Raw genomic sequence first — 26,871 nt, forward strand, 5'->3', positions numbered from 1 at the left:
CGACCCACACGGTCCCACCCCACCTACGCCCCGACGGCCCCGGACTCCACGTCCGGGGCCGTCGGCGTTCCCGGACTCAGGCCGGGCGCGACAGCGAGAGCGCGAAGTCGCCGGCCGGGTCGGTCCACCACTCCTCGACCCGCAGGCCCGCGGCGGCCAGCTCGGCCTCGACGCCCTCGCGGCGGAACTTCGTGGAGATCTCGGTGCGCATCTGCTCCCCGGCGGCGAAGCGGACCTCCAGGTCGAGGGCCACCAGGCGCACCGTCTGCTCGCGCAGCGACTCCAGGCGCATCTCGACCCACTCGTGCTCGGGCACCCAGACCGCGCGGTGGGCGAAGGCGTCGACGTCGAAGTCGGCGCCCAGGCTGCGGTTGATCACGTGCAGCACGTTCTGGTTGAAGGCGGCGGTGACGCCCGCGGCGTCGTCGTAGGCCCGCTCGAGCCGCTCGACCGGCTTGACCAGGTCGGTGCCGAGCAGGAAGCAGCCGTCCTCGCCGAGCACGCCCCGCACACCGGCGAGGAAGGAGCGGCGCTGGTCGGGGTCGAGGTTGCCGATGGTGGACCCGAGGAAGGCGACCGCGGTGCGCGGGTGGCGGGGCAGCTCGCCGAGGTGCTTCTCGAAGTCGCCCACCTCGGGCTCGACGGCCAGGCCCGGGAAGTCGGTGTGCACGGCGAGGCTGGCCTCCTCGAGCACCACCGGGTCGACGTCGAAGGGCACGAAGCGGCGCAGCGTGCCGGCCTCGGTCATGGCCTCGAGCAGCAGACGGGTCTTCTCCGAGGTGCCGCTGCCCAGCTCCAGCAGGGTCTCGGCTCCGGCGGCCGCGGCGACCGCACGGGCCTGCGTCTCCAGGATGGCGCGCTCGGTGCGGGTCGGGTAGTACTCCGGCAGCCGCGTGATCTGGTCGAAGAGCTCGCTGCCGCGACCGTCGTAGAAGTACTTCGGCGGCAGCACCTTGGGGCTGCGGGCCAGCCCGTCGCGCACGTCGTCGGCCATCTGCCGGGCCAGGGCGCCGGGGTCGAGGTGGACGCCCATGGCGCCGGGGGTCTCGGGGGCGGGCATGTCAGCTCTCCAGGGGGGTCACGGCGACCCCGGACGAGGTCACCTCGATCAGGTGTCGGTCGGGCACGTCGACCCAGCGCGGGTCGTCGTCCCAGGGCTCGCTGGCCACGGCCACCCCGTCGGGCTCGACCAGGTAGGACAGCGGGTCGCCCCAGGTCGTGGCGAGCACGCGCTCGCCGTCGCCCAGCAGCAGGTTGAGGTACGCCGCAGGCGCCCGCTCGGCCACGGCGAGCACGGTGGCGGCCAGCCGGTCGGGCCCCTCGGCGAGCACGTGGGCGGCGAGCACGGCCGAGTCGCAGACCGACTCGGCCGCGTGGGTCGCCGGCAGCGCGGCGCGGTCGACCGACCCGTTGTGCGAGAGCAGCCAGCGACCGTCGGTGAAGGGCGCGGCGGCGGTCTCGTCGGCCGGCATCCCCACGGTCGCCGAGCGCACCGCCGCGACCACGGCCCCGGAGGTCAGCACCGGCGCGACCGAGGCGAAGGACGGGTCGGCCCACAGCGGGCGCGAGGAGCGCCAGCGCACCGGCTCCCCCCGGTCGGGGGCGAAGAAGCCGACGCCCCAGCCGTCGGCGTTCATCAGGCCGCGGGCCTGGCGGCGCGGCGCGTAGGACTGGGTGAGCAGGCCGTGCGGCGGGCGCAGCACGAGGTCGGCCACGCTCCGAGGCTCCCCCAGCCACGCCAGGTGCCTACACACCGTCCCACGCCAGTCGCAGGCCGCTGAAGATCTGCCGCCGCTGCGGGTGGTCCCAGTTGCGGAAGGACGGGCGGATGCTCGCCCCGCCGACGGCCCACGACCCGCCGCGCAGCACGCGGTAGTCGCCGCCGAAGAAGGGGGCGCTGTAGTCGGCGTACAGCATCGGGGCGAAGCCCGGCCAGGGCTCGAAGCCCGAGGTGGTCCACTCCCACACCTCGCCGACCATCTGCTCCACGCCGTAGGCCGAGGCACCGGCGGGGTAGGCACCGACCGGGGCGGGGCGCAGCGCGTCGCCGCCGAGGTTGGCCAGGGCGGGGGTCCACTCGCTGTCGCCCCACGGCCAGCGGCGCCGCCGGCCCAGGGCGGGGTCCCAGACGCAGGCCTTCTCCCACTCCTGCTCGGTGGGCAGGCGGGCGCCGGCCCAGGCGGCGTAGGCCTCGGCCTCGAAGAAGCACACGTGCTGCACGGGCTCGTCGGGCGGCACGTCCTCGACCACGCCGAAGCGGCGCCGCGAGCCGTCGGGCGACCAGAACTGCGGCCGCTCCAGGCCCGCCTCGAGCCGGTGGGCCCAGCCGCGCTCGGACCACCAGGCGGGGTCGTCGTAGCCCCCCGCGGCCATGAACGCGGCCCACTCGGCGTTGGTGACCGGGCGCCGCGCGATCGAGAAGGCCGGCAGGTCGACCACGTGGGCCGGGCGCTCGTTGTCGAGGGAGTCGGGCTCCGCGGTGCCGTCGACGCCGAGCACGAAGGGCCCGGCGGGCACGGGCACGGCGTCGGCCGGCAGCGGGCGGCCCGGCGGCAGGGGCGCACCCGCGCCCAGCAGCGGGGTGCCGTCGCGCAGCTGGTGGGTGGCGAGCATGGTCTCGACGTGCTGCTGCTCGTGCTGCTCGACCATCGCGAAGGCGAAGAGCGCCTCGGCGTCGTCGACGGCGGCGGCCTCGAGCCCGTCGAGCACGCGCCCGCGCACGTCGGCGAGGTAGGACCGCGCCTCGCGCGGCGTGAGCAGCGGCAGGCCCACGCGCGTCGCACGGGGGTGCTCGAAGGCGTCGTAGAGCTTCTCGATGCGCGCGGGCAGGAGGCCCTGGGCCTCGGTGCGCCCACCGCGCAGCAGCCAGAGGTCCTCCTGCTGTCCGATGTGGGCGAGGTCCCAGACCAGCGGGCTCATCAAGGGGCTGTGCTGCGCCGTCAGCTCCGGCTCGTCGAGGTCGGTGAGGCCCAGGGTGCGCTCGCGCGAGGCCTCCAGGCCGCGGGCGGCGCGCTCGCGGAGGTCCAGCGCGGTGCCAGGGGTGGTGGCAGGAGTGGTGGCAGGAGTGGTGGCAGGAGTGGTGGCAGGGGTGGTGTCGGGGGTGGGGTCAGGCACGGGCTTCCTCCTCGAGCAGGGCCAGCGGGCCCCGGGTGTCGGCGACCGCGCGCAGCTCCTGGCCCGGCGAGGATCCGTCGGCGACCAGCGTCGCGAGGGCCTCGAGCTCGGTGCGCAGTCCCGCGGGGGCGCGGCGGGCGGCCAGGTCGGTGCAGCCGGCGACGGCGCGGCGCAGGTCGGGGTCGGTCACGCCGTCGCGGGCGGCGCGCTCCCAGGCACCGGCCACGGGCTCGCACAGCTCCGCGGCGAGGTCGGCGGCCACGGGGTCGTCGACGAGGCCGACGACCAGGGCGGCCACCGCGGGCCACCAGCGGTCGGGCAGGGCGTCGACGCAGCGGATCTCGACGTACCCACGCGGGCGCACCGGCGGGAAGAGCGTGGTCAGGTGGTAGTCGAGGTCGGTGAGCGTGGCCGGCCGACCGATGAGCGCGGGGTCGCGCAGCCAGGCCGCGAAGGTGACCCGCTCGGTGATCGCGCGCATCGCCGCACCCTCACGCACCAGCATCACGGGGGCGTCGAGGGCGTAGAGCGCCCAGGCCACGCCCGGCTCGCCGGAGGTGACCGGGTCGCTGCGCCCGGAGTCGATGCCCTGCCAGGTCTCCTGGCGCATCGAGCTCCAGCCCGAGCTGCGCCCACCGAGGTACGGCGAGCCCGCCGAGGCCGCCACCAGCACCGGCACGAGCGAGCGCAGCAGCGCGAGCCGGTCAGACCAGCCCGCGGCGGGACCCGCGTCGAGGTTGACCTGCAGGGCGGCGGTGGCCGTCATCATGGCCAGCCCGGCGCCGGCGCAGGAGCGCGCGGCGAAGTGGCGCTCCATGGCGTCGTAGCGCGCGTGGGGGTTGACCCGGCGCGGCGGGCGCACGGGGTCGGCGCCCAGCGGCACGGCGGCGTAGCCGCGGGCGGCCAGGGCTGCGCGCAGCACGTCGCGGTCGGCCCGCAGCGCGGCCACGGAGCTGACGACGTCGGCGTGGGGCGGGGTGGAGAGCTCCAGCTGTCCCCCGGGCTCGAGGGTGACCGAGCTGCCCGACGGCATGGCGGGCATCGCGGCCACCAGCGCCATCACGTCGGCCCAGGCGACCCGCTCCGCGGGGCGCGCCAGGTCGACCAGGTGCAGCTCCAGCTCGAGCCCGACGCGGCCCACCGGGCCGTCGGCGAGCGCCTGGGCCGCGACGTAGGCCGCCGCGGCGGCCACCGCGTCGCGTCCGCTGAGGACGTCGGCGTCGGCGAGGGTCTGCAGGCTCGGCTCGGGTGGCGCGAGGTGCGAGGTGTGGGTGGTCATGACGGAAACGGGCCCCCTCCTGGTCCGGACCGGTCGGATCGACCGCGGGTCGGTGTTGGGGCGGCCTGGCTGCGACCGTCCTCTGGCCCCACTCAACCTCACCGACCCAACTTCTGCACCCCCTCGGGTGGGTGAGTCGGCGGGGCCGGCCCCGGACGTGGGCGCCGCTGCCTCCTGCGGGACGTCATGCGCTGCGTGGATGCGCATCCACCCCCCGCATGACGTCAGCCTCGGCGCCCGCGCGAGCCGCCCCCGCGCGCACCACGGGACGTCATGCGTTCCGTGGATGCGCATCCACCCCCCGCATGACGCCACAGCACCGGCCGCGGTGCGCGAGCCACCCCCCGCCCCGCACCACGGGACGTCATGCGCTCCGAGGAGGCGCATCCACCCCCCGCATGACGTCAGCCTCGGGCCCCGGCGGTGCCGCGGCGCTCGACGACGAGCTGGGCGACGAAGGAGGCCAGCGCGATCAGGGCGACCCCGCCGGCGAAGCCGAGGGTGGCGTCGCGCAGCCCCCAGCGCAGCGACGCCGCGCCGAGCAGCACGACGGGCAGGGAGATGGCGAGGTAGGCCACGAGGAAGAAGCTGGTGACCGTGCGCGCGCGCTCGGCGGCCGGTGCGGCCGCGGTGATCGCCGCGGTGCCGGCACGGAAGGCCAGGGCCTGCCCGACGCCGATCACCGCCAGCGCCGCGACCAGCACGGCTACCGACTCGGCCAGCAGCGCCGCGGCCAGCACCCCGGCGCCCAGCACGAGCACCAGGCAGCCGGAGGTGAAGGCGGTCCGGGTCGCGACGCCGCGCAGGCCCACCTGGGCCAGGGCGGAGGCGGCGAAGAGGGTCAGCACGACGAACCCGACCGCGGCCCGGTCGCTCACCCCGAGCACCTGGCCCAGGATGCCGGCCGTGGCGCCGGTGACCAGCCCGAGCGCGGCGAAGGCCGCGAAGGCGGCCAGCGAGGCCGGCACGAACACCGCGCGGGCCTCGGCGGCCACGCTCGGTCGCTCCGGTCGCAGGGAGGCGCCCGGGGCCACGACCACCTCGCGCGCCAGCAGCAGCGCCGGCACCGCCAGGGCCAGCAGCACCAGGTGCACGACGTACGCCGTGACCAGCGGGGCCGGGGCCAGCTCGGAGACCAGCCCGGCCAGCGGCGGGCCGAGGCCGAGGCCGGTCATGTTGACCACCGTGGCCAGCAGCGACGCGCGGGCCTGGCCGCCCTCGGGTGCGAGCTCGACGAGGTAGACGGTGCCCGTGGTCGTGGCGATGCCGGCACTGAGGCCGGAGAGCACGCGCCCGAGGTAGAGGCCCGAGAGGTCGGGGGTGGTGGCGAAGAGCAGCGTGCTGAGCGCCGAGACCGCCACGGCGACCAGCAGTAGCCGTCGGCGTCCCAGCGCGTCGGAGGCGCGTCCCAGCAGCAGCAGCGCGGCGAGCACCCCCACGGCGTAGGCCGCGAACACCAGGGTCACCGTGGCCTGGCCGAAGCCGAGGTCGGCCTCGTAGAGCGGGTAGAGGGGCGTCGGGAGGGTCGCGCCGAGCATCACCACCAGGAAGGCGAAGGCGACGCCGGCCGCCCCGGCGCGGGGGCCACCGCGCCCCGCCGCCGTCGGTGCGGTGGAGGTCGTCGGGGTGGTCGGGGTGCTCCGGGAGGTCACAGGGGTCCAAGGCCGGTCCCGCCCCCGGCATTCCTGAGCGCTCCCCCGACCGGCGCCGGAGGCCCGACAGGAACCGCCGGGCAACACCGGCGGAGGGGTCGGTGGTTCGGGCGGCGGAGCGCGACGACGGACGCCCCGCCTGCGCCGGGTGGCGCGGACGGGGCGTCCGGGAGGCGTCGGTGCGCCGGGTGGACCTCAGTCGAGGTAGTCGCGCAGGACCTGCGAGCGCGAGGGGTGACGCAGCTTCGACATCGTCTTCGACTCGATCTGGCGGATCCGCTCGCGGGTCACGCCGTAGACCTTGCCGATCTCGTCGAGGGTCTTGGGCTGGCCGTCGGTGAGGCCGAAGCGCATCGAGACCACGCCGGCCTCACGCTCGGAGAGCGTGTCGAGCACGGCGTGCAGCTGCTCCTGGAGCAGCGTGAAGGACACCGCGTCGGCGGGCACGATGGCCTCGGAGTCCTCGATGAGGTCACCGAACTCCGAGTCGCCGTCCTCACCCAGGGGCGTGTGCAGCGAGATCGGCTCGCGGCCGTACTTCTGGACCTCGATGACCTTCTCGGGGGTCATGTCGAGCTCCTTGGCCAGCTCCTCCGGCGTGGGCTCGCGGCCCAGGTCCTGGAGCATCTGGCGCTGCACGCGGGCGAGCTTGTTGATGACCTCGACCATGTGCACCGGGATGCGGATGGTGCGGGCCTGGTCGGCCATCGCGCGGGTGATGGCCTGACGGATCCACCAGGTGGCGTAGGTCGAGAACTTGTAGCCCTTGGTGTAGTCGAACTTCTCGACCGCGCGGATCAGACCGAGGTTGCCCTCCTGGATCAGGTCGAGGAAGAGCATGCCGCGGCCGGTGTAGCGCTTGGCCAGGCTGACCACGAGGCGCAGGTTGGCCTCGAGGAGGTGGTTCTTGGCGCGACGGCCGTCCTCGGCGATCCACTCCAGCTCCTCGAGGAGCTTGGCGCTGATCTTGCCGCCCTTGGCCAGCTTCTCCTCCGAGAACAGGCCGGCCTCGATGCGCTTGGCCAGCTCGACCTCCATCTCGGCGTTGAGCAGCGGGACCTTGCCGATCTGCTTGAGGTAGTCCTTCACCGGGTCGGCGGTCGCGCCCGCGACCATGACCTGCTGCTCGGGCTCGTCGGTGTCGTCGGCGGCGGAGACGACGAAGGAGGCCTGCTTCTCGTCCTCGACGATCGTCGGGTCGGCCTTGACGTCCTTCTCGAACTGCTCGTCGGGCACGTCGGGCAGGATCTTCTTGCCGTCGGCGCCGAGCACCGGCTCCTCGGCCACGACCGGCACCTCGGCGGCGGCGGCCTTCTTCGCGGCGGCGGTCTTGGCCGCGGTCGTCTTTGCGGCGGTGGTCTTGGCCGCCGTCTTGGTGGCGGCGGCCTTGGCCGGAGCGGCCTTGGTGGCGGCGGCCTTGGCCGGCGCCTTCTTGGCCGTCTTGGCGGTGGTGGTCTTGCGGGTCGACGTGGCGGCGACGGCGCGCAGCGAGGCGGCCGGCACGTTCACCGAGATACCCATCTCGCTGAGGTGGGCCAGCAGCGCCTTGAGGTGGCGCGGCTCGACCGCTGCGTCCTCGCTGGCCTGGCGCACCTCCTCAGGACTGACGCTCCCGGAGGGGGTGCCCTGCTCGATGAGGGACGCGACAGCCGGGTGGGCGAGCACCTCGGCAGGGATCTTGCGTGCGTTCGAGGACACGAACACCTCTCGTCAACTGGCGTGGGGGCGCGGCGAGGCCCGGTGTCGTCAAGAGCCGCGCTGTCATTCTGCCACGGGGGCCCTGAGCACACCGCATCCGGCCGGGCCCGGAGCGCCCCGGGCGGGTCGGCCCGGGGCGGCGTACGGCACGACGACCGGCGGGTGGCCGGGAGATGAACGGGGCTCTCAGACCGCGGCGCGAGGGCCGTCAGCCGCCGGCCTTCGCCTTGGCCGCGGCCTTCATCTCCTTCTTGTGCTCGCGCACCTTCTGCAGGGAGGCGGGGTCGACGACGTCGGCGACGGAGCGGTAGCCCTCGTGGGCGTAGTCGCCCACGACCTTCTCCCACCCCTCGGGGCGCACGTCGAGCTGCTTGGCCACGAGTGCGACGAAGATCTGCGCCTTCTGCTTGCCGAAGCCCGGCAGGGCGGTCATCCGCTTGAGGAAGTCGCGTCCGTCGGCGGCCTCGGTCCACAGCCGCTCGGCGTGGCCGTCGTAGGTGTCCTCGACGATGCGGGCCAGCTCCTGCAGCCGCGAGGCCATGGACCCGGGGAAGCGGTGGATGGCCGGCGGCTGGGCGCACAGCGCCGCGAACTCCTCCGGGTCGGCCGCGGCGATGCGCGACGGGTCGAGGCTGCCGAAGCGCTCCAGCACCTTCGCCGGGCCCCGGAAGGCGTGCTCCATCGGGTACTGCTGGTCGAGCATCATGCCCACGAGCAGCGCGAAGGGGTCGTCGGAGAGCACCTGGTCGGCGGCGTCGTCGCCGGTGATGTGGATGGCCATGGCGCCATCCTGTCCCAGGGCCCCGCGACGGGCCAGCCGCGCCGGCGGGGAGCCGGCTCAGTCGGCCTTGACCGCGAGCACCGGGCAGTGGGCGTCGAGCAGGATCCGCTGGGCGTTGCTGCCCAGGATCAGCTTGCCCACGGGCGAGCGGCGGCGCAGGCCGATGACCAGCAGCTCGGCGTCGTTGGCCTCGGCGATGCTGATGAGGTCCTCGGCGGGCTCGAACCCGCGCACCAGCTGGCGCAGGTCGAACTCCACGCCGGAGGCCTCCAGGCGCGCGCGCACGGCGTCCATGTCGGCCTCGGCCTTGGTGGAGGCGTGCTCGTCGAACTCGGCGCCGCCGCGGTGGGAGTTGACCACCACGAGCTTCTTGCCGCGCAGCGTGGCCTCCTCGATCGCCTTGTCGAGGGCGGCCTCGCCCTCGGCCTTCGCCACGTATCCGACCACCACGGTCCCCATCGGCACTCCTTCGTCGTCGGCTCGACCGACTCGTCGTCGGGTCGATCGTCTCCGGGCAACTTAACCGATCCGCGCGCGCTCCGGGAGCCTGTGGACGACGAGGCGCGCCGGGCGATCCCGGCGGGCACCCTGGGGCGGTGCCCCACCCACCCGTACGTCGCGCCCTCGGCCCCGGCGACGCGTGCGGTCTCACCGAGCCGCTCGCGCCCGGGCTGGAGGCCCTGCTGCGACGCGCCGTGCTCGACGTGGCGCTCTCGGGCCCGACCCGGGTGCGCCCACCCGTCCTGCACGTGGGCGTGCCGGGCGGGCCGACCGCGGTCTTCGTGCCGCAGACCGACGACCCCGACCTCGACCCGGCGCTGCGCTCCGACGTGGTGGCGGCCATGGTGCGCCGCGCGGACCTCATGGCCGCGGCGGGCCGGACGCGGCACGGCCGGGGCGAGGCGGCCCCCACGGCCCCCACGGCGCCGGTGGTGTGGCTGGTGCGGCTGGGCGACCTCGCCCTCCAGGACGTCGACCTCGCGTGGCTGGCCGCGGCCCGGGCGGCCTACGCGGAGGCGGAGCTGCCGCTGGTGATGGTGGTGGTCAGCCGCACCGCCTGGCGCGACCCCCGCAGCGGGGTGGGGCGGAGCTGGCGGCGCCTGCGGGTGCGGTGAGGCACGGGCGGCGCGACACCCGACCGGGCCGCGCTCAGGTCCAGGTGTGCACCGGCTCGTTGGTGTGCATCCGCTCGGTGTAGTCGAGGAGCACCGCGCGCAGCGCGTCGTAGCGGTCCTCCCCCGCGCGCTCGGCCATGCGCGCGGCGAACCACTGCGCGCCGTTGACGCCGGTCAGGCAGCGCTGCTCGATGATCCCGAGGAAGCGGTCGCGGTCGGCGGCCTCCACCCCCCACGCCTCGAGGCCCTGGTGGGCCAGCGGGAGCAGCCGGCGCAGCACGAGCTCGGTGGCCTGCACCTGTCCGACGCCGGGCCAGTAGATCTGGGCGTCGATGCCCTGCTGGGCGGCGGCGTGGAAGTTCTCCTCCGCGGCGCTGAACGACATCTGCGACCACAGCGGCCGCTCGCTCTCGGCGAGGGCGCGCACGAGACCGAAGTAGAAGGCGGCATTGGCGACGGTGTCGGCGACGGTGGGCCCGGCCGCGAGCAGCCGGTTCTCGACGCGCAGGTGCGGCACCCCGTCGGCGACGTCGTAGACCGGACGGTTCCACCGGTAGATGGTGCCGTTGTGCAGCCGCAGCTCGGCGAGGGCGGGGGTGCCGCCGGCCTCGAGCACCTCGAGCGGGTCCTCCTCCTCGGTGACGGGGAGCAGGGCCGGGAAGTAGCGGACGTTCTCCTCGAAGAGGTCGAAGACCGTGGTGATCCACCGCTCGCCGAACCACACGCGCGGGCGCACCCCCTGGGCCTTGAGCTCCTCGCTGCGGGTGTCGGTGGCCTGCTCGAAGAGGGGGATGCGGGTCTCGCGCCACAGCTCCTTGCCCAGCAGGTAGGGCGCGTTGGCCGCGGTCGCCACCTGCACGCCGGCGATGGCCTGCGAGGCGTTCCAGTAGGCCGCGAACTGGTCGGGCGAGGTCTGCACGTGGAACTGCGTGGAGGTGCAGGCCGCCTCCGGGAGGATCGAGTCGGAGGTGGTGTCGAGCCGCTCGGTGACCCCGGCGATCTCGATGGTCAGGTCCTCGCCGCGGGCGTGGAGGATCTGGTCGCTGAGCAGGCGGTAGCGGGGGTTGGAGCTGATGCTGTGCATGCCCATGTGGCCCTCGGCCAGGGTGGGCAGGATGCCGATCATCACCAGGTGGGCCCCCACCTGCGAGGAGCGGCGCTCGGCCTCGTTGAGGCTGGTGCGCAGGGTGTCCTCGAAGGTGCGCAGCCCGCCCTCGCGCAGCCGGGCCGGGGGCACGTTGATCTCGATGTTGAACTGGCCCAGCTCGGTCTGGAAGTCGGGGTCGGCGATCGCCTCGAGAGCCTCGGCGTTCTTCAGCGCCGGGTCGCCGCGGTCGTCGACGAGGTTGAGCTCGACCTCGAGCCCGGTCATCGGGTCGTCGGTGTCGAAGCGCGCCTCGCGCAGCATGCGTGCGAACACGTCGAGGCAGCGGCGCACCTTCTCGCGGTGCCTGGTCCGGTCTGCGCGCGAGAACTCCTGCGCCTCCACCTCTTCGCCCATGCCGCGACCCTAGGGCCCCCGGCGGCCGGCCGCCTCACCCCGCCGACGGCGCCCGCCCACGTCGTCGGCCCGCAGCCGCGCGCGTCGCCGGGAGGACGCGGATGGCGCAGGGGACCACGGCTCCGGCCGCCTGCGGCCGGTCCCGTCCTACCAGCCGTGGTCGCGGCCCGCGTCGGGGTCGTCGTCGAGCTCCCCCCGTCGGTCGAGCTCCTCGAGCTCCTCGATCTCCTCGAGGAGGGCGACCAGGTCGGAGCGGCCCGGGCCGCCCGGCGCGTCCCACGCCGCCGGCGGCACCGCTGCCGTCAGCAGCCCGCCGACCAGACCGGCGAAGGAGTGGTCGGGGTCGACGGCCAGCGCACGGTCGAGGGCGCACCAGGCCAGCGCCCCCTCCCCCGCGAGCCAGGCGCAGAACGCAGTGACGGTGGCGGGACCGAGGACGAGCTCGGGCGGCGTGAGCCGCAGGACCCCGCGCCACAGCTCGGCCCACGCGGCGGCCTCGCGGCGCTCGACCAGCGCGCAGGCCAGGTCGCGCAGCCGCGGGCTGCGCAGCGCGAGCAGCAGCCTGGCGACCTCCTCGGGGTCGGGCAGCGTGCCGTCGACGTGGTGGTCGAGCAGCAGGTCGCGCAGCGCCATCGCCTCGACCAGCTCTGCCGGGGTGTCGCCCCGCGGGGCGAGCGGCCCCTGGGCCACCAGGCACGCGACCCGGGCGTGGGCCGCGACCTCGGCCGGGCCGGGGTCGAGGGAGCGGTCGAGGTCCTCGCGGGTGGGGTGGGTGACCTTGCCCGCGAGCACGGTCTGCGCCACGAACGGGTGCTCGCTGACGTCGTACGGCACTCCCCAGGGCGGCGCTCCCGGGTGACGGCGCAGCATCGGCCACCAGCGGCGGCCGTCGGCGCGCAGCACGTCGACCACCTCCATGCCGCTCCCCCGGAAGGCCGGCACGAGGGCGCGACGCGCGGCGAGCGCGGTGTGCTCGTCGTCGCTGAAGACGACCAGCAGCACGGCACGCACCCGGTGGCGCACGCACGGCTGCCGGAGCAGGTCGACCATCTCGGTCAGGCCGTCCGGCTCCTGGGCCAGCTGGGCCGCGGTGGGCAGGTCGACGCGCGCGTGGAAGGCCCGCGCGGCCCCGAGCGTGAGCATGGCGACCGACTGCGTCGGGGTGAAGCCGAGCACCGCCGGCACCATGGCGAGGACGTCCTCGGGGGTGCGGGCCACCAGCGGGGCCGTGGCGGCCGGGGCGCGCGGTGTGGACGGGACGGGGCGGGGGGAGCCGGTAGCACCGGGAGTCGTGGTCATGGCACGACGCTCCCCCGCCGCAGCCGCACGCGCCGGGCGCACCGCGAGGCCTGTGGAGAGGGTCAGGCGCACGGGTCGCGGTGGACGACTCGTGGTCCTCGGTGCGGGATCCCCGACCGGGGCCGCCTCCGGGGAGGGAGCACTCGGGGCCCGGGCGCGCCGGGGCGCACGAGCGGCGGCCGGCGCGGTGCCCCTGCTCCCGTGTCGTCGCGGGCGAGGACGGGGCCGGCGGGTACGTTGCCGACGTGCGTGCCCAGGCCTCGGTCCTCCACCTGGACCTCGACGCCTTCTTCGCCTCGGTCGAGCAGCGCGACAAGCCGTCCCTGCGCGGCAAGCCCGTCGTGGTCGGCGGCGTCGGCGGCCGGGGCGTGGTGTCGACCGCGTCCTACGAGGCCCGGGTCTTCGGGGTGCACTCGGCGATGTCGACCCGCGAGGCGCGTTCGCGGTGCCCGCACGCCGCCTTCCTCACCGGGCGCTTCCACGCCTACCGCGAGGCCAGCGGCGTGGTCATGGGCCTGCTGCGCGCGGTGTCCCCGCTGGTGGAGCCGCTCTCGCTCGACGAGGCCTTCGTCGACCTCGAGCGCGCCGACCTGCCCGACCTCGAGACGCCCACCGTCACCGCCTTCGCCCAGCGGCTGCGCCGGGAGGTCTCGGCGGCGACCGGCGGCCTGACGGCCTCGGTGGGGCTGGGCACCAGCAAGTTCATCGCCAAGGTCGCCAGCGACCTCGACAAGCCCGACGGGCTGACGGTGGTGGCGCCCGGCACCGAGCAGGAGCTGCTGCGACCGATGAAGGCCACGGTGATCCCGGGCGTCGGGCCGGCCACGGCGGAGCGGCTGCGCCGCGCCGGCATCGTCACCGTCGCCGACCTCGAGGCGGTCAGCGCCGAGGAGCTCGTGCGGATCGTGGGCCGCTCCCACGGGACCGGCCTGTGGCACCTGGCCAGGGCCCTCGACGACCGCCCCGTGGTCGCGGAGCGCGAGGCCAAGTCGGTCAGCGTCGAGGGCACCTACGACACCGACCTCACCGACCGCCGGCTGATGGAGGGGCTGCTCACCCGCCAGGCCGGCGAGGTGGCCGCCCGGCTGGTCAAGCACGGGCTGTCGGGTCGCACGATCACGATCAAGGTGAGGCTGCACGACTTCACCACGGTCAACCGGTCGAGCACCCTGCCCTCCCCCACCGACACCGCCGGCACCATCGCCCGGGTCGCCCGTGCCCTGCTCGGCGACCTGCTCGCCAGCGCCGACCTCAGCGGCGGCGTGCGCCTGCTCGGCGTCGGAGTCTCCGGACTGGCCGACTGGGTGCAGGAGGACCTCTTCGGCGGCACCGACGCCGAGCCCGAGCCCGAGGTGCCCGTCGACCTGCCGACCATGCGGCGCCGCGAGACCTGGCCGCCGGGGCTCGACGTCGAGCACGACGAGATGGGTCGCGGCTGGGTGTGGGGCTCGGGGCGCGGCGTCGTCACCGTGCGCTTCGAGACCGCCGAGACCCCCGCCGGCCCGGTGCGCTCCTACGCCGCCGACGACCCGCAGCTGCACGCCTGGCTGCCGCCCGAGCCCGCCGAGCCCGCCGAGCCCGTGGGACCCGCCGGGCGCGACACGGCGACCGACGCGGACGGGAGCACCGACGTCGCGGGCGAGAGTGCCGCCGACGGCACGGGCGACGACGGGGACGACGGGGCGGACACAGGCGATGAGGCCGGCGGCCTCAGCTCGCCACCAGACGCACCGGGTCCCCGGGCCTGAGCTGGGCGCAGCGGGCCACGTGCTCGGCCACCACCACGGCGACCACCGGGTAGCCACCGGTCGTCGGGTGGTCGGCCAGGAACACCACCGGCCGGCCGTCGGGCGGCAGCTGCACCGCGCCGAGCACCACCCCCTCGCTGGCCAGCTCGCCCCCGCGCGCCCGCGCGAGCGGCTCGCCCTCCAGCCGCAGCCCCACCCGGTCGGACCCACCGCCGACCCGCCACGGCGTGGCCAGCAGCCGCTCCCACCCCGAGCCGCCGAGCCAGTCGGCCCGCGGCCCCGCGGAGACCCCCAGCGCCCCGTCGTACGCCGGACCGGGCGGCACCACCACCGGGGCCGGAGGGGCCTGCCGCGGACCGAGCGGCAGCACGTCGCCGGGCGCCAGCGGGGCCGGACCGACCCCGGCCAGGGTGTCGCGCGAGCGTGAGCCGAGCACGGGGTCGACCGCGATCCCGCCGGCGACGGCCACCCACGAGCGCAGCCCGACCGGCGGCGGGCCCAGGCGCAGCGTCGCGCCCGCCGGCACCCACTCCGCGCGGCCGGTCGACCGGGCGCGGCCGTCGACCGAGACCGTGACGGGGGCGCCGGTGACGGCCACCCACGCCCCGACCGGGCCCCACCGCAGCACCAGGCCGCCGAGCAGCACCTCGAGCACGGCGTCGTCGGGCCCGTTGCCCACCAATCGCCCGGCGAGCGCGGCGGCCGCGGGGTCGAGGGCCCCGGCGCGCGGCACCCCGAGATGAGCGTGCCCGGGACGGCCGCGGTCCTGCACCAGGGTCAGCGGCCCGGGGTCGAGCACCTCCGCGTGACCCGCGGGACCCCCGGCCGCCGGCGCCGTGACGGCCCCGGTCACGCGCACCCGCTGCGGCCGCGACGCCCGGGGACGTCGCGCCCCGGAGTGTCATGCGAAGGGTGGATGCGCATCCACGATTGGCATGACGTCCACCCCGGACCCACGCCCACCGCGCCACCCCTCACCGCGCCACGAAGCCCACCCGCGTGCCCGGGGACGTCGTGGCAGGAGAGGTCATGCCMGSAGACGTCATGCGGAAGGTGGATGCGCATCCACCACTCGCATGACGTCCGCCCCGGACCCACGCCCACCGCGCCACCCCTCACCGCGCCGCGAAGCCCACCCGCGTGCCCGGGGACGTCGTGSCACGAGAGGTCATGCCAGCAGACGTCATGCAGAAGGTGGATGCGCATCCACCACTCGCATGACGTCCGCCCCGGACCCACGCCGACCGCCCCACCCCTCACCGCGCCACGAACCTCACCCGCGTGCCCGGGGCCAGCAGCGCCGGGCCCGGGTCGAGCCGGTCGGGGTCCCACAGCACGGCGTCGGTGCGACCGATCAGCCGCCAGCCGCCCGGCGAGGCGGTGGGGTAGACCCCGCACCAGCGGTCGGCCAGCGCCACCGACCCGGCCGGCACCCGGGTGCGGGGGGTGGCCAGGCGCGGCACCTCGAGCTCGGCGGGCAGTCCGACGAGGTAGGAGAAGCCCGGGGCGAAGCCGCAGAAGGCGGCCGTGAGCTCGAGGGCGGAGTAGCGCGCGACCGCCTCCTGCACCGAGCAGCCCCACAGGGCGGCGACGTCGGCGAGGTCCTCGCCGTCGTAGTCGACCTCCAGGACCACGAGCCGCCCGTCGGTCGCCCGGCCCGTGGGGCGCCAGCGCGCGACCGCGTCGCGCACCGCGGCGTGGGCGGCGGCGTCGGCCAGCCCGTCGACGAGCACGGTGGCAGCGGCCGGCACCACGTCGGCCACGGGCAGGCGCAGCGCCCGCAGCCACGAGGCCAGCGCGGCTGCGGCACCGGCGCCGCCCACCTCCACGAGGAGGGCGTGCGGGCCGTAGGGCAGCACCCGGCGCGCACCCACGAGGTCGCTCCCGGGGTCACCGAGCACTCCGTCGCCGACCGCACCCTCGGTGGCGGAGCCCCCCGCCGCGCCGTGTCCCCGCCCGTCTCCCCGCCCGTCGCCCCGCCGGCTCACCCGGTCCGCCCCTCGACGGCGCCCGGCGGGGCGAAGGGTCGCAGGACGAGACCGGCCGCCTCCAGGGCCGCACGGACCCGCCGGGCCCGCTCGACCGCCCCGGGGTGGTCCCCGTGCACGCACACCGACTCCACCCCGCGTGCGACCGGCCGCCCCACGAGCGCGCCGCTCCCCCGGGTCGCGAGCGTGACCGCCCGCGCCGCCACGAGGGCGTCGTCGTCGAGCACCGCCCCCAGCTCGGAGCGCGGCACCAGCCGCCCGGCGGGGGTGTAGCCGCGGTCGGGGAAGCCCTCGAGCACGGTACGCCGCCCGCCGTCGCGCGCGAGGTCGAGCAGCACCCCGGGCATGCCGAGCACGGGCAGGGCCCCGTCGTCGGTGACCGACCCCGCCAGCACCGCCGCGGCCTGCGCGGCGTCGTCGAGGGTGCGGTGGTAGAGCGCGCCGTGGGGCTTGACGTAGGTGACCCGGGTGCCGGCGGCCCGGGCGATCCCCGCCAGCAGCCCCACCTGGTCGGCGACCTGCTCGCGCAGCACGTCGGGCTCGACGTCGAGGGCCACGCGCCCGAAGCGGGCCCGGTCGTCGTACGACACCTGGGCCCCCACCGCCACCCCGGCGGCCACGGCCTGCTCGCACACGGCGCGCATGATCGCGGCGGAGCCGGCGTGGTAGCCGCAGGCGACGTTGGCGCTGGTCACGACGCCCAGCAGCGCGGCGTCGTCGGTGATCTCCTCGCCGAGGTCGGCGTTCAGGTCCACGGGCACGTCGCGACGCTACCGACCCGTGGCCGGTCGCGCCGCCGGAGCGCTGGCTAGGGTCGGCTGCATGTCTGAGTCCTCCGCCGCACCGTCCGGCACCGCCACCCCCGACGCCGAGGCCCCGGCGGCCCCCTCGGCCCCGCCGGTGGCCGACCGACGCCCCACGAGCCGCGAGATCCACGGGCTCACGCGCACCGACGACTACGAGTGGCTGCGGGAGAAGGAGTCCGACGACGTCACCGGCTACCTCGAGGCGGAGAACGCCTGGACCCGGGCGCGCACGGCCCACCTGGGCGACCTGCGGCAGCAGGTCTTCGACGAGATCAAGGCGCGCACCCGCGAGACCGACCTGTCGGTGCCCACCCGCAACCGGGGTCACTGGTACTACGCCCGCTCCTTCGAGGGCCGTGAGTACGGCGCGAGCTGCCGCGTGCCGGTCACCGACCCCGACGACTGGACGCCGCCGCAGCCGGCCGAGGACTGCGCCCCCGACGAGCCGGCCCTGCCCGGCGAGGAGGTGCTGCTCGACCTCAACGCGCTCGCGGAGGGCCACGAGTTCTTCTCCCTCGGCGGCTCGGCCGTCAGCCTCGACGGGCGCCTGCTCGGCTACGCCGTCGACACCGTCGGCGACGAGCGCTACACGGTGCGCTTCAAGGACCTCACGACCGGCGACCTGCTCGACGACGAGCTGACCGGTGTCATGGGCGGGGTGACCTGGCACCCCAACGGCGTCGACTGCCTCTACTCCACCGTCGACGAGTCCTGGCGCCCCGACAAGGTGTGGCGCCACCGCCTCGGCACGGCCCAGGCCGACGACGAGCTGGTCCACCACGAGACCGACGGGCGCTTCTTCACCGGGGTCGGGCGCACCCGCTCCGAGCGCTTCCTGGTGGTCGCGGTGGGCTCGAAGACCACCAGCGAGTACCGCTACCTCGACACCCACGCCGAGCCCGGCACGCCCGAGGCCGCCTGGCAGGTCTTCGCCGAGCGCGTCGAGGACGTGGAGTACTCCCTCGACCACGCCGTCATCGCCGGTGAGGACCTCTTCCTGGTCACCCACAACGCCACCGGCCCCGACTTCGAGCTGGCCACCGCGCCCCTGGCCCCGACGCCCGCCAGCGGCTGGACCCCGCTCATCGCCCACGACCCGAGCGTGCGCCTGGAGGACGTCGACGCCTTCGCCGGCCACCTCGTGGTCCACCAGCGCAGCAACGGCCTGACCCAGCTGCGCATCCTCGAGCTCGGCCCCGGGGGCGTGGGCGAGGACTACCTCGTGGAGTTCGACGAGCCGGTCTACACCGTCGGCTCGGGCGGCAACCCCGGCTTCGCCCAGCCGGTCGTGCGCATCGGCTACACCACCCTGGCCGTGCCGTCGTCGGTCTACGACTACGACGTGCGCACCCGCGAGCTCACCCTGCTGCGCCGTACCCCGGTGCTCGGGGGCTACGACCCCGCCGACTACGAGGAGCACCGGCTGTGGGCCACCGCCGACGACGGCGAGCAGGTGCCGATCTCGGTCGTGTGCCGCATCGGCGCGCGTGAGGACGACGGCGGCGGCACCCGACCGGTGCCGACCCTGCTCTACGGCTACGGCTCCTACGAGGCCTCCATCGACCCCTACTTCTCGGTGGCGCGCCTCTCGCTGCTGGACCGGGGCGCGGCCTTCGCCATCGCCCACGTGCGCGGCGGCGGCGAGATGGGCCGGCGGTGGTACGACCAGGGCAAGACGACCACGAAGAAGAACACCTTCTCCGACTTCGTGGCCTGCGCCCGCCACCTGGTCGACACCGGCTGGGCCACCCCCGACACCCTGGTCGCGGAGGGTGCCAGCGCCGGCGGCATGCTCATGGGCGCCGTGGCCAACCAGGCCCCCGAGCTCTTCGGCGGCATCGTCGCGGGCGTGCCCTTCGTCGACGCCCTCACCACGATGCTCGACGCCACCCTGCCGCTGACGGTCACCGAGTACGACGAGTGGGGCAACCCCGAGGCCGACCCGGAGGTCTACGCCTACATGGCCTCCTACGCGCCCTACGACAATGTGGGCGACCAGGCCTACCCCCCGATCCTCGCCGAGACCTCGCTGCACGACACCCGGGTGCTCTACGTCGAGCCCGCCAAGTGGGTGGCCAAGCTGCGGGCCACCGGGCCCGACTCCCGCCCCCACGTGCTGCTGCGCACCGAGATGGCCGGGGGCCACGGCGGGGTCTCCGGGCGCTACAAGTCGTGGCACGACCGGGCCTTCACCCTGGCGTGGATCCTGGACCGGATGGGGCTGGCCGGCACCACACCCCGGTGAGCGGGTGAGGGGCGCCGTCCGGGCGCGGTGGGCCGCCGGACGGCGCCCGGACCGGCGGCCGACCGGTCCTTGGGGGTGAGGTTCTGAGAAGTGGCTGAGAGTTGACTGGTCACGCAACTCTCGGTGGTCGCCGAGCGTCGTGCTGGGTGAAGGCCCACCGCGAAGGACCGGAATCCTCCGGCCACGGTGGGCGTTGAACACGACGTGAGACGCACCGACTGCGCCCACGAGCAGAAGGAGAGGGTCCCGATGGCTAGCAGCACCGGCAGCACCGCCACCCGCACCCGGGCCACATCGACCACCCGAGAGATCGAGGGCCGCGACAGCGTGGGCCTCTACCTCGACGAGATCGCCCGGAACGCGCTCCTCGACGCCGCCACGGAGGTGGAGCTGTCGAAGACGATCGAGGCGGGGTTGATGGCCGAGCACCTCCTCGCTCAGGGCCGCATCGGCCGTCGCAAGGGCGGCGCCCCCCTCTCGGCCAACGCCGAGGAGCTGGAGTGGCTGGCCGAGGAGGGCCGCAAGGCGGTGGACACCTTCATCACCGCCAACCTGCGTCTCGTCGTGTCGATCGCCCGCAAGTACGGCCGGGCCCAGATGCCGATGCTCGACCTGATCCAGGAGGGCAACACCGGCCTCATCCGGGCGGTCGAGAAGTTCGACTACACCAAGGGCTACAAGTTCTCGACCTACGCCACGTGGTGGGTGCGCCAGGCCATCACCCGCGGCATCGCGCAGCAGGCCCGCGTCGTGCGCCTGCCCGTGCACGTCGTGGAGGAGCTCAACCAGGTCGGTGGCGCGCGCCGCACCCTGGAGCGCCAGCTGGGCCGCGACCCCGAGCCGGCGGAGATCGCCGCCGAGCTCGGCATGGACGTCGACCGCGTGCTCGACCTCATGTCGTGGGGCCGCGAGCACGTCAGCCTCGACACCCCCGTCGACGAGGACGGCGACACCAGCCTCGGTGACCTGATGGCCCAGGAGACCTCCCCCGGTCCCGACCTGACCGTCCTCGACACCGAGTCGCGCGACCGTCTCAACGCCCTCGTCGGGCACCTGGACGACCGGGCCGCCGACATCATCCGCTCGCGCTACGGCCTCACCGACGGACGCCAGCACAAGCTGGCCGACATCGGCGCCAAGCACGGCATCTCCGCCGAGCGGGTCCGCCAGCTGGAGCGGGAGGCGCTGCAGAAGCTGCGCCGCTTCGCCGACCCCGACCTGGCCGCCGGCTCGGCCGCCTGACCGCACGCACGACCCACGAGAGCCCCCGCCCCTCGGGCGGGGGCTCTCGTGCGTCCCGGAGGTGCCGCGGGCCCGCTAGGAGCCGCCGCGGGCGTCGCGACGCTCCTGGAGCCGCTGCTGCGCGGCCTCCAGGTAGGCCAGGCAGGGCGCCTCGGCCTCGGGGTGACGCTCGGTGAGGTGGAAGGTCCAGCGGTCCATGGCCGTGAGGTAGCCGTTGTCCTCGCCGGGACGGAAGGTCCACCAGGCCCGGGTGCCCTTCGCCGTCGTGGTCGAGCAGCGCACGCAGCTGATCTTGTAGACGAAGGCCTCGTCGGCTCCCACCTCGATCCTCACCAGCGCCAGGGCACCACCCTCCGCGCTGGCCTTGCGCTCGCGCGCCGATCGGCTCGCCACCATGTCGACCTCCTCGTCGTCGACCTGCGAGGCTACCGCCGCGCCGGCCGCGTCCCCGCAGCGCGGCGTCTCACCCGGCGACCAGACGCGCGTGCACCTCGGCCACCCGGGCGCGCAGGTCCTCCAGCGAGCCGGTGTTGTCCACGACGTACGTCGCCACCGCGCGCCGCTGCTCGCGGGTGGCCTGGGCGGCGATGCGCGACTCGGCGTCCTCCCGGGTCCAGCCGCGGTCGCCGACCATGCGCTCGAGCTGGAGCTCACGCGGGGCGTCGACGACGACCACGGCGTCGAAGTCGCCGGCGCGCCCCGACTCCACCAGCAGCGGGATGTCGTGGACGACCAGGTCGTCGGGCCCCGCGGCCGCCTCGGCCTCGGCGTAGCGCTCGAAGACCAGCGGGTGCACGATCGCCTCGAGACGACGCCGCGCCTGCTCGTCGCCGAACACCAGCCGCCCCATCGCCGGCCGGTCGAGGTCGCCCTCGGGGGTCAGCAGTCCCTCGCCGAACTCCTCGACCACCCGGGCCAGCCCCGGGGTGCCCCGCTCGACCACCTCGCGGGCGAGCTGGTCGGCGTCGATGACGACGGCGCCCAGCTCGCGCAGCAGGCCGGAGACCGTGCTCTTGCCCGAGGCCACGCCCCCGGTCAGTCCGACGCGCACCTCAGAACTCGTAGCCGAAGCGCTTGAGGTCGCGGGCGAAGACCTCGGCGACCTTGTCGCGCATCGCGTCGGTGTAGCGCTCGCGGTAGTCGGTGGGGGTGCCGGAGTTCAACCGCGGGATCTCGGTGGGCCACTCGGCGCCGAGACGGTCGAGCACGGTGCGCAGGTCGGCCTCGAAGCTCTCCTGGCGACCGATGAAGTCGGCCGTGCGCTGCTTGGTGCGCAGGTAGGCGATCTGGGGGCTGTTGAGCTGCCCCTGCCGGTCGAGTCCCTCCATCACGAACGACTCGAAGTCGGGGTAGCGCTCCTGCACCAGGCGCCACAGCCGGTTGCCCGCGAGCCGCTCGGCGGCCTTGGCGTTGCCCTCGGCGACGTACCGCTCGTTGCGCTTGATCATGGAGTGCCACGACAGCAGCCGGGCCCACGGGTTGCGCACGAACCCGAAGATCCAGTAGTCGGCGAGCTCGGGGTGCTGCCTGAGCGCCGGACCCAGCTGGGCGTGGCGGCCCTGCGGCAGGTCGCGCACGTAGGCGACGTCGGGCAGCACCGCCTGGAGCATCGAGTCGATGGTCGACCCGCCGGTCTTCTGCACGTGGACGAAGAGCACGCGCGCCTCGTGGGAGACCATCATGGGCGGCAAAGTACCAGCCCCGCCCGCCGACGCCACGAGGGCCCGGCCACCTCTCGGTGACCGGGCCCTCGGGCGTCGTGCGGGTGCTGCGTGGTGCGGGTGCTACGGGGTGCTGCAGGTCAGCTCGCGCCGCCGGTGAGCTTCTCGCGCAGGGCCTGGAGCGCCTCGTCGGAGGCCAGCGAACCGCCCTCGGACTCCGTCTCGTCCTCGGTCGAGCCCGAGGAGTACGACGTGGCCTCGCCGGCCTCGACCTCGGCCACCTTGGCCTCGGCCTGCTGCTTGACGTGGGCCTCCCAGCGAGCGTGCGCCTTGGCGTACTGCTCCTCCCAGACCGCGCGCTGCTCGTCGAAGCCCTCGAGCCACTCGCCCGTCTCGGGGTCGAAGCCCTCGGGGTAGACGTAGTTGCCCTGCTCGTCGTAGGTCGCGGTCATGCCGTAGAGGGTCGGGTCGAACTCCTCCACGTCGGCGGCCGCGGCGGTCTCGTTGGCCTGCTTGAGCGACAGCGAGATGCGACGACGCTCGAGGTCGATGTCGATGATCTTGACCATGACGTCGTCGTTGACCTGGACGACCTGCTCGGGGATCTCGACGTGACGCTCGGCGAGCTCGGAGATGTGCACCAGGCCCTCGATGCCCTCCTCGACGCGGACGAACGAGCCGAAGGGCACCAGCTTGGTGACCTTGCCGGGCACGATCTGACCGATCTGGTGGGTCCGGGCGAAGTGCTGCCACGGGTCCTCCTGCGTCGCCTTGAGCGACAGGGAGACACGCTCGCGGTCCATGTCGACGTCGAGCACCTCGACGGTGACCTCGTCGCCCACGGCCACGACCTCGGAGGGGTGGTCGATGTGCTTCCAGGACAGCTCCGAGACGTGCACCAGACCGTCGACGCCGCCGAGGTCCACGAACGCACCGAAGTTGACGATCGAGGAGACGACGCCCTTGCGGATCTGACCCTTCTGCAGCTGGGTCAGGAAGCCGTGGCGGACCTCCGACTGGGTCTGCTCGAGCCAGGCACGGCGCGACAGGACCACGTTGTTGCGGTTCTTGTCGAGCTCGATGATCTTGGCCTCGAGGGTCTGGCCGACGTAGGGCTGCAGGTCGCGGACGCGACGCATCTCCACGAGGGAGGCCGGCAGGAAGCCGCGCAGGCCGATGTCGAGGATGAGGCCGCCCTTGACGACCTCGATGACGGTGCCCTCGACGACGCCGTCCTCCTCCTTGACCTGCTCGATGGTGCCCCAGGCGCGCTCGTACTGGGCGCGCTTCTTGGACAGGATCAGGCGGCCTTCCTTGTCCTCCTTCTGGAGGACCAGGGCCTCGACCTCGTCGCCGACCGAGACGACCTCGGCGGGGTCGACGTCGTGCTTGATCGACAGCTCACGCGAGGGGATGACGCCCTCGGTCTTGTAGCCGATGTCCAGCAGGACCTCGTCGCGGTCGACCTTCACGATGGTGCCGGCGACGATGTCGCCGTCGTTGAAGTACTTGATCGTCGCGTCGATGGCGGCGAGGAAGTCCTCTTCCGACCCGATGTCGTTGATCGCGACCTGAGGCGCGTCGTAGTCGGGAAGAATGGAGATGGTGCTCGTCATAAGGGAAGTGTTTCCTTGGATGGGCAGAAGTCGTGCGGGCACGCCCGAGGTCGGGTTTCACTACCGGTGGATCGGTGCCCGGGGCGATCGCGACGCGGTGGGCGAGGCGGCTGGGCGTGGTAGCGAGCGAGGGTCCACTCCGTCTGGGACGCAGGCAGACTTCAGGCGCCTTGCCAGACTACGCCGCGGCGCGCGTGGCAGTCCAACCCGCACCCCTGTGCCGACACGCCCTCGGCGGGGCTCAGCCCGCGGGCTCGTCGGCCGCCGCGTCGCCGGCTCGGGCGATCGCGCGGAGCAGGACGTCGGCGCGCGCGGCGGCGGGGTTGTCGCCGCGTCGCGAGGCGAGGTCGACCAGCGCACCGAGGTCGGCGGCCCGGGCGAGCACCAGGGCCTCCTGCACGCCGACGCCCAGGGCGTCGGCGTACGTCGCGACGGCGGCGTCCTGGAAGACCGGGGCCCGGTGGTGGCGCACGAGGTTGCCCAGGTCGGTGAAGGGCAGCCCCGCGTGGGCGTACTCCCAGTCGACGAGGCCGGTGAGCCGCTCGCCGGCCGGGCGGGCGGGGTCGAGGAGCAGGTTCTTGGGGTTGGCGTCGCTGTGGACGAGACACACCCCCTCGACGGCGTCGAGCGCCGCCTGGGCGTCGACGGCGGCGGCGCGCAGGCCCGTCCACTCCCCCGGCGTGAGGTGGTCGAGGCGGTCGGCGTAGACCTCCACCAGCGCCGGCAGGCCGTCGACGTCGTAGGGCGGCGCGTGCACCCCGACGCTGAGGTCGGCGTCGACGAAGGGGCCCCAGCGCAGCATCCGGATCCCCGCCAGCCGAGCCAGCGCCCCACCGAGCTCCTCGCCCAGGGCGGCCAGCGCCTCGTCGGAGGCGACCTCGGCGCCCGCACCCGCTGACCCGGCCAGCGGGTCGGCCAGCAGGTCGGCCAGCGGGTCGGCGCGGCGCAGGACCAGGTCGCCCCGCGTGCCCGGCAGGAAGGAGGTGACCAGCAGGCCCGGCAGCCCGCGGTCGGGGTCGCCGTGCCTGACCTCGAGCACCTGCGGCACCGGCACCGTGCCGCGCGCCAGCCGCAGCACCGCCGCGTCGACCGACGGCGCGACCGGACCCCGGCCGCCGGCGTAGATCCGCACGACCGAGCGCTCACCCCCGGTCTCGGCCAGGAAGGTCTCCCCGGAGAAGCCGCCCTCGAGCGGTCGGAGACCCGCCGCGAGATCGCCGGGGGCGCCGGCGTGCTCGGTGGCGTGCTCGGGGGCGTGCTCGGAGGGGGGCACCGTCATGGCCAGGATGCTGCCACGGCCTCCGCGCGACGGCGCTGCGCCGTACGGTGAACCCGTGAGTCCCGACGTGCCCGACCGCCCCGCCCCCCGCTCCCCGCGCCGACCGGCGCCGGGTCGGCCGACGCCGGGCTGGCCCGCGGGCCTGCCGCGGGAGGTGCCCCGCGACCTCGGCGGCGTGCTGGGCGTGCTCGGCGGGGCGGCCATGCTCCCCGTGCGGGTCGGGGTGGCCGCCACCCAGACCACGCTCCAGCTGGGTCGTCTCGCGGCTCCCGACGGGCCCGTGCGCCGCCCGGGTGGCTACGCCGACCTGGTGCTGCGGGTCATCGGCGAGCACGGCTACGCCCAGCAGCTGGTGGAGCTGCTCACCGACGAGGACGGCCCGATGCGGCTGGCCCGCACCGTCAACGAGCTGATGGAGCCCGGTCGCCCGGTCGCCCGGCTGCTCGAGCGCGACGGCCTGCTCGACCGGCTGCTGGCCGACGAGGGCCCGCTGGCCCGGCTCACCGCCGCCGACGGCGGGCTGGAGCGGCTGCTCGGACCCGAGGGCCCGGTCGAGCGGCTGCTGGCCCCCGACGGGGCGCTCGAGCGGCTGCTCGCCGAGGGCGGCGCGCTCGACCAGCTCATCGCCCACGAGGGCGTGCTCGACCGGCTGCTGCAGACCGGCGGCGCGCTCGACCGCCTCACCGCCGCCGACGGGGTGCTCGACCAGGTGCTGCGACCGGGCGGGCTGGCCGACCGGATGCTCACCGAGGACGGCTTCGTCGAGAAGCTCATCGCCGACGGCGGCACCCTCGACCAGCTCGTGGCGCTCGGCGCCACGCTCGAGGGGATCCAGCCGCGCCTGGTGGAGCTCGCCCGGATCGTGCCGGCGCTGGCCGAGTCGGCCGACGCGCTCGGGCGGGCCGTCGGCCCGCTGGGCGACCTGGCCGGCCGCCTGCCCGGGCGGCGCAAGCCGATGCCGCTCGCACCGTGAGCGCCCTGCCGCCGCAGCCCGACCAGGCGCCCGACTCCCGCTCCCACCCGCCCCTCCCGCCGGTGCGGGTGGAGCGCCGCGACGTCGGCGAGGAGGAGTCGCGGCGCGCCAACGGCCCCGACTGGGACCGCTACGCCGACGACTACCAGGCCACCCACGGGGAGTTCCTCGGCGACGCCGGCTTCGTGTGGGGTCCGGAGGGCCTGACCGAGGCCGAGGTCGGCGTGCTCGGCCCGGTGGCGGGCCGCGACGTGCTCGAGGTCGGCTCGGGCGCCGGGCAGTGCAGCCGCTGGGTGCGCGACCAGGGCGGACGCTCCTTCGGCGTCGACCTGTCCTACCGCCAGCTCCAGCACTCGCGGCGCATCGACGAGGGCACCGGCGTGGACGTGCCCTCGGTGCAGGCGACCGCCACCCACCTCCCCTTCGCCGACGCCTCCTTCGACGCCGTGTTCTCCTCCTTCGGGGCGCTGCAGTTCGTGCGCGACCTCGACCGGGCCGTGGCCGAGACCGCGCGGGTGCTGCGACCGGGGGGCCGCTTCGCCTTCTCCATCACCCACCCGACGCGCTGGATGTTCCCCGACGACCCCGGCGAGGCCGGCCTGGTCGCGTCGCAGTCCTACTGGGACCGCACGCCCTACGTCGAGGTCGACGACGCCAGCGGCGAGGTGTCGTACGTCGAGCACCACCGCACCCTCGGCGACTGGGTGGGGGTGCTGGCCGGTCACGGCTTCGCGATCGTGCGGCTCGTGGAGCCGGAGTGGCCCGAGCACCACGACCGGGTCTGGGGCGGCTGGTCGGCCACCCGCGGCCGCTGGACCCCGGGCACCGCGATCTTCGCCTGCGACCTGCGCTGAGCCCGCACCGTCGAGGCCCG

24 protein-coding genes are annotated in these 26,871 nt (G+C 75.0%); 6 read left to right on the top strand and 18 right to left on the bottom strand.

What is annotated here, in order from left to right; genetic code table 11:
• Positions 1-76 precede the first annotated feature (76 nt).
• From egtD to ASF50_RS10780, 8 genes are all read right to left on the bottom strand, one after another.
• Positions 77-1,060 (bottom strand): L-histidine N(alpha)-methyltransferase, encoded by a 984-nt coding sequence (gene egtD / locus ASF50_RS10745; RefSeq protein WP_235557640.1) that lies wholly within the window; start codon positions 1,058-1,060, stop codon positions 77-79.
• A gap of 1 nt (position 1,061) precedes the next feature.
• Positions 1,062-1,715 (bottom strand): ergothioneine biosynthesis protein EgtC, encoded by a 654-nt coding sequence (egtC, locus tag ASF50_RS10750; protein ID WP_200918930.1) that lies wholly within the window; start codon positions 1,713-1,715, stop codon positions 1,062-1,064.
• 31 nt (positions 1,716-1,746) lie between these two features.
• Positions 1,747-3,114 carry an ergothioneine biosynthesis protein EgtB gene (gene egtB / locus ASF50_RS10755; protein WP_235557641.1) on the bottom strand — a complete coding sequence of 456 codons (1,368 nt, stop codon included), beginning with the start codon at positions 3,112-3,114 and terminating at the stop codon, positions 1,747-1,749.
• Complete coding sequence (gene egtA, locus ASF50_RS10760) at positions 3,107-4,393, bottom strand: ergothioneine biosynthesis glutamate--cysteine ligase EgtA (protein ID WP_056904478.1); 1,287 nt, start codon at positions 4,391-4,393, stop codon at positions 3,107-3,109. Before egtA ends, egtB begins: the two co-directional genes overlap by 8 nt.
• A gap of 404 nt (positions 4,394-4,797) precedes the next feature.
• Positions 4,798-6,045 (bottom strand): MFS transporter, encoded by a 1,248-nt coding sequence (locus ASF50_RS10765; RefSeq protein WP_200920118.1) that lies wholly within the window; start codon positions 6,043-6,045, stop codon positions 4,798-4,800.
• Positions 6,046-6,240: 195 nt separating this feature from the next.
• The gene (locus ASF50_RS10770) at positions 6,241-7,749 is read right to left on the bottom strand and encodes an RNA polymerase sigma factor (RefSeq protein ID WP_056904479.1); all 1,509 of its coding nucleotides are present in this window, start codon (positions 7,747-7,749) and stop codon (positions 6,241-6,243) included.
• Positions 7,750-7,951: 202 nt separating this feature from the next.
• On the bottom strand, positions 7,952-8,524 hold the full coding sequence (locus ASF50_RS10775; RefSeq protein ID WP_056904480.1) for an HhH-GPD-type base excision DNA repair protein: 573 nt from the start codon (positions 8,522-8,524) through the stop codon (positions 7,952-7,954).
• A 57-nt stretch (positions 8,525-8,581) separates the two neighbouring features.
• Complete coding sequence (locus ASF50_RS10780; RefSeq protein ID WP_056862564.1) at positions 8,582-8,983, bottom strand: universal stress protein; 402 nt, start codon at positions 8,981-8,983, stop codon at positions 8,582-8,584.
• Positions 8,984-9,120: 137 nt separating this feature from the next.
• Between ASF50_RS10780 and ASF50_RS10785 the strand changes: the two genes are divergently transcribed.
• Complete coding sequence (locus tag ASF50_RS10785) at positions 9,121-9,639, top strand: hypothetical protein (protein WP_235557642.1); 519 nt, start codon at positions 9,121-9,123, stop codon at positions 9,637-9,639.
• Between the two features lie 34 nt (positions 9,640-9,673).
• Here ASF50_RS10785 and ASF50_RS10790 read toward each other — a convergent pair whose 3' ends face one another.
• Both ASF50_RS10790 and ASF50_RS10795 read right to left on the bottom strand, forming a co-directional pair.
• On the bottom strand, positions 9,674-11,140 hold the full coding sequence (locus ASF50_RS10790; RefSeq protein ID WP_056904481.1) for a hypothetical protein: 1,467 nt from the start codon (positions 11,138-11,140) through the stop codon (positions 9,674-9,676).
• 147 nt (positions 11,141-11,287) lie between these two features.
• On the bottom strand, positions 11,288-12,439 hold the full coding sequence (locus ASF50_RS10795; protein ID WP_082503109.1) for a DUF4192 domain-containing protein: 1,152 nt from the start codon (positions 12,437-12,439) through the stop codon (positions 11,288-11,290).
• Between the two features lie 245 nt (positions 12,440-12,684).
• Between ASF50_RS10795 and ASF50_RS10800 the strand changes: the two genes are divergently transcribed.
• A complete protein-coding gene (locus ASF50_RS10800) occupies positions 12,685-14,187 on the top strand; it encodes a DNA polymerase IV (RefSeq protein ID WP_082503110.1) in 1,503 nt (500 codons plus the stop codon).
• Here the strand turns inward: ASF50_RS10800 and ASF50_RS10805 are convergent.
• From ASF50_RS10805 to pxpA, 3 genes are all read right to left on the bottom strand, one after another.
• The gene (locus ASF50_RS10805; RefSeq protein WP_056904958.1) at positions 14,150-15,040 is read right to left on the bottom strand and encodes a biotin-dependent carboxyltransferase family protein; all 891 of its coding nucleotides are present in this window, start codon (positions 15,038-15,040) and stop codon (positions 14,150-14,152) included. The genes ASF50_RS10800 and ASF50_RS10805 overlap by 38 nt on opposite strands.
• A 403-nt stretch (positions 15,041-15,443) precedes the next feature.
• A complete protein-coding gene (locus tag ASF50_RS10810; RefSeq protein WP_082503111.1) occupies positions 15,444-16,088 on the bottom strand; it encodes a 5-oxoprolinase subunit B family protein in 645 nt (214 codons plus the stop codon).
• 83 nt (positions 16,089-16,171) lie between these two features.
• Positions 16,172-16,936, bottom strand: a complete 765-nt coding sequence (gene pxpA / locus ASF50_RS10815; RefSeq protein WP_056904483.1) for a 5-oxoprolinase subunit PxpA — start codon at positions 16,934-16,936, stop codon at positions 16,172-16,174.
• Between the two features lie 61 nt (positions 16,937-16,997).
• Here pxpA and ASF50_RS10820 point away from each other — a divergent pair, with 61 nt between their 5' ends.
• Positions 16,998-19,226 carry a S9 family peptidase gene (locus ASF50_RS10820; RefSeq protein WP_056904484.1) on the top strand — a complete coding sequence of 743 codons (2,229 nt, stop codon included), beginning with the start codon at positions 16,998-17,000 and terminating at the stop codon, positions 19,224-19,226.
• A gap of 249 nt (positions 19,227-19,475) precedes the next feature.
• On the top strand, positions 19,476-20,468 hold the full coding sequence (locus tag ASF50_RS10825; RefSeq protein ID WP_056862558.1) for an RNA polymerase sigma factor RpoD/SigA: 993 nt from the start codon (positions 19,476-19,478) through the stop codon (positions 20,466-20,468).
• 75 nt (positions 20,469-20,543) lie between these two features.
• On the opposite strand, the gene ASF50_RS10830 is transcribed toward ASF50_RS10825, so the two are convergent.
• From ASF50_RS10830 to ASF50_RS10850, 5 genes are all read right to left on the bottom strand, one after another.
• A complete protein-coding gene (locus ASF50_RS10830; protein WP_056904485.1) occupies positions 20,544-20,864 on the bottom strand; it encodes a hypothetical protein in 321 nt (106 codons plus the stop codon).
• Positions 20,865-20,931: 67 nt separating this feature from the next.
• Positions 20,932-21,519, bottom strand: a complete 588-nt coding sequence (gene coaE / locus ASF50_RS10835) for a dephospho-CoA kinase (protein WP_056904486.1) — start codon at positions 21,517-21,519, stop codon at positions 20,932-20,934.
• Position 21,520: 1 nt separating this feature from the next.
• Positions 21,521-22,150, bottom strand: a complete 630-nt coding sequence (locus tag ASF50_RS10840; RefSeq protein ID WP_056862555.1) for a sulfotransferase family 2 domain-containing protein — start codon at positions 22,148-22,150, stop codon at positions 21,521-21,523.
• A 119-nt stretch (positions 22,151-22,269) separates the two neighbouring features.
• Complete coding sequence (gene rpsA / locus ASF50_RS10845; protein WP_056862554.1) at positions 22,270-23,745, bottom strand: 30S ribosomal protein S1; 1,476 nt, start codon at positions 23,743-23,745, stop codon at positions 22,270-22,272.
• A 241-nt stretch (positions 23,746-23,986) separates the two neighbouring features.
• The gene (locus tag ASF50_RS10850; protein WP_056904487.1) at positions 23,987-25,024 is read right to left on the bottom strand and encodes a phosphotransferase; all 1,038 of its coding nucleotides are present in this window, start codon (positions 25,022-25,024) and stop codon (positions 23,987-23,989) included.
• A 55-nt stretch (positions 25,025-25,079) separates the two neighbouring features.
• Between ASF50_RS10850 and ASF50_RS10855 the strand changes: the two genes are divergently transcribed.
• On the top strand, positions 25,080-25,997 hold the full coding sequence (locus tag ASF50_RS10855; protein ID WP_056904488.1) for a hypothetical protein: 918 nt from the start codon (positions 25,080-25,082) through the stop codon (positions 25,995-25,997).
• Complete coding sequence (locus ASF50_RS10860) at positions 25,994-26,851, top strand: class I SAM-dependent methyltransferase (RefSeq protein ID WP_321163138.1); 858 nt, start codon at positions 25,994-25,996, stop codon at positions 26,849-26,851. Before ASF50_RS10855 ends, ASF50_RS10860 begins: the two co-directional genes overlap by 4 nt.
• The last annotated feature ends 20 nt before the right edge of the window (positions 26,852-26,871 follow it).

The sequence above is a fragment of the Nocardioides sp. Leaf307 genome, assembly GCF_001423135.1.
Taxonomy (GTDB): domain Bacteria; phylum Actinomycetota; class Actinomycetes; order Propionibacteriales; family Nocardioidaceae; genus Nocardioides; species Nocardioides kribbensis.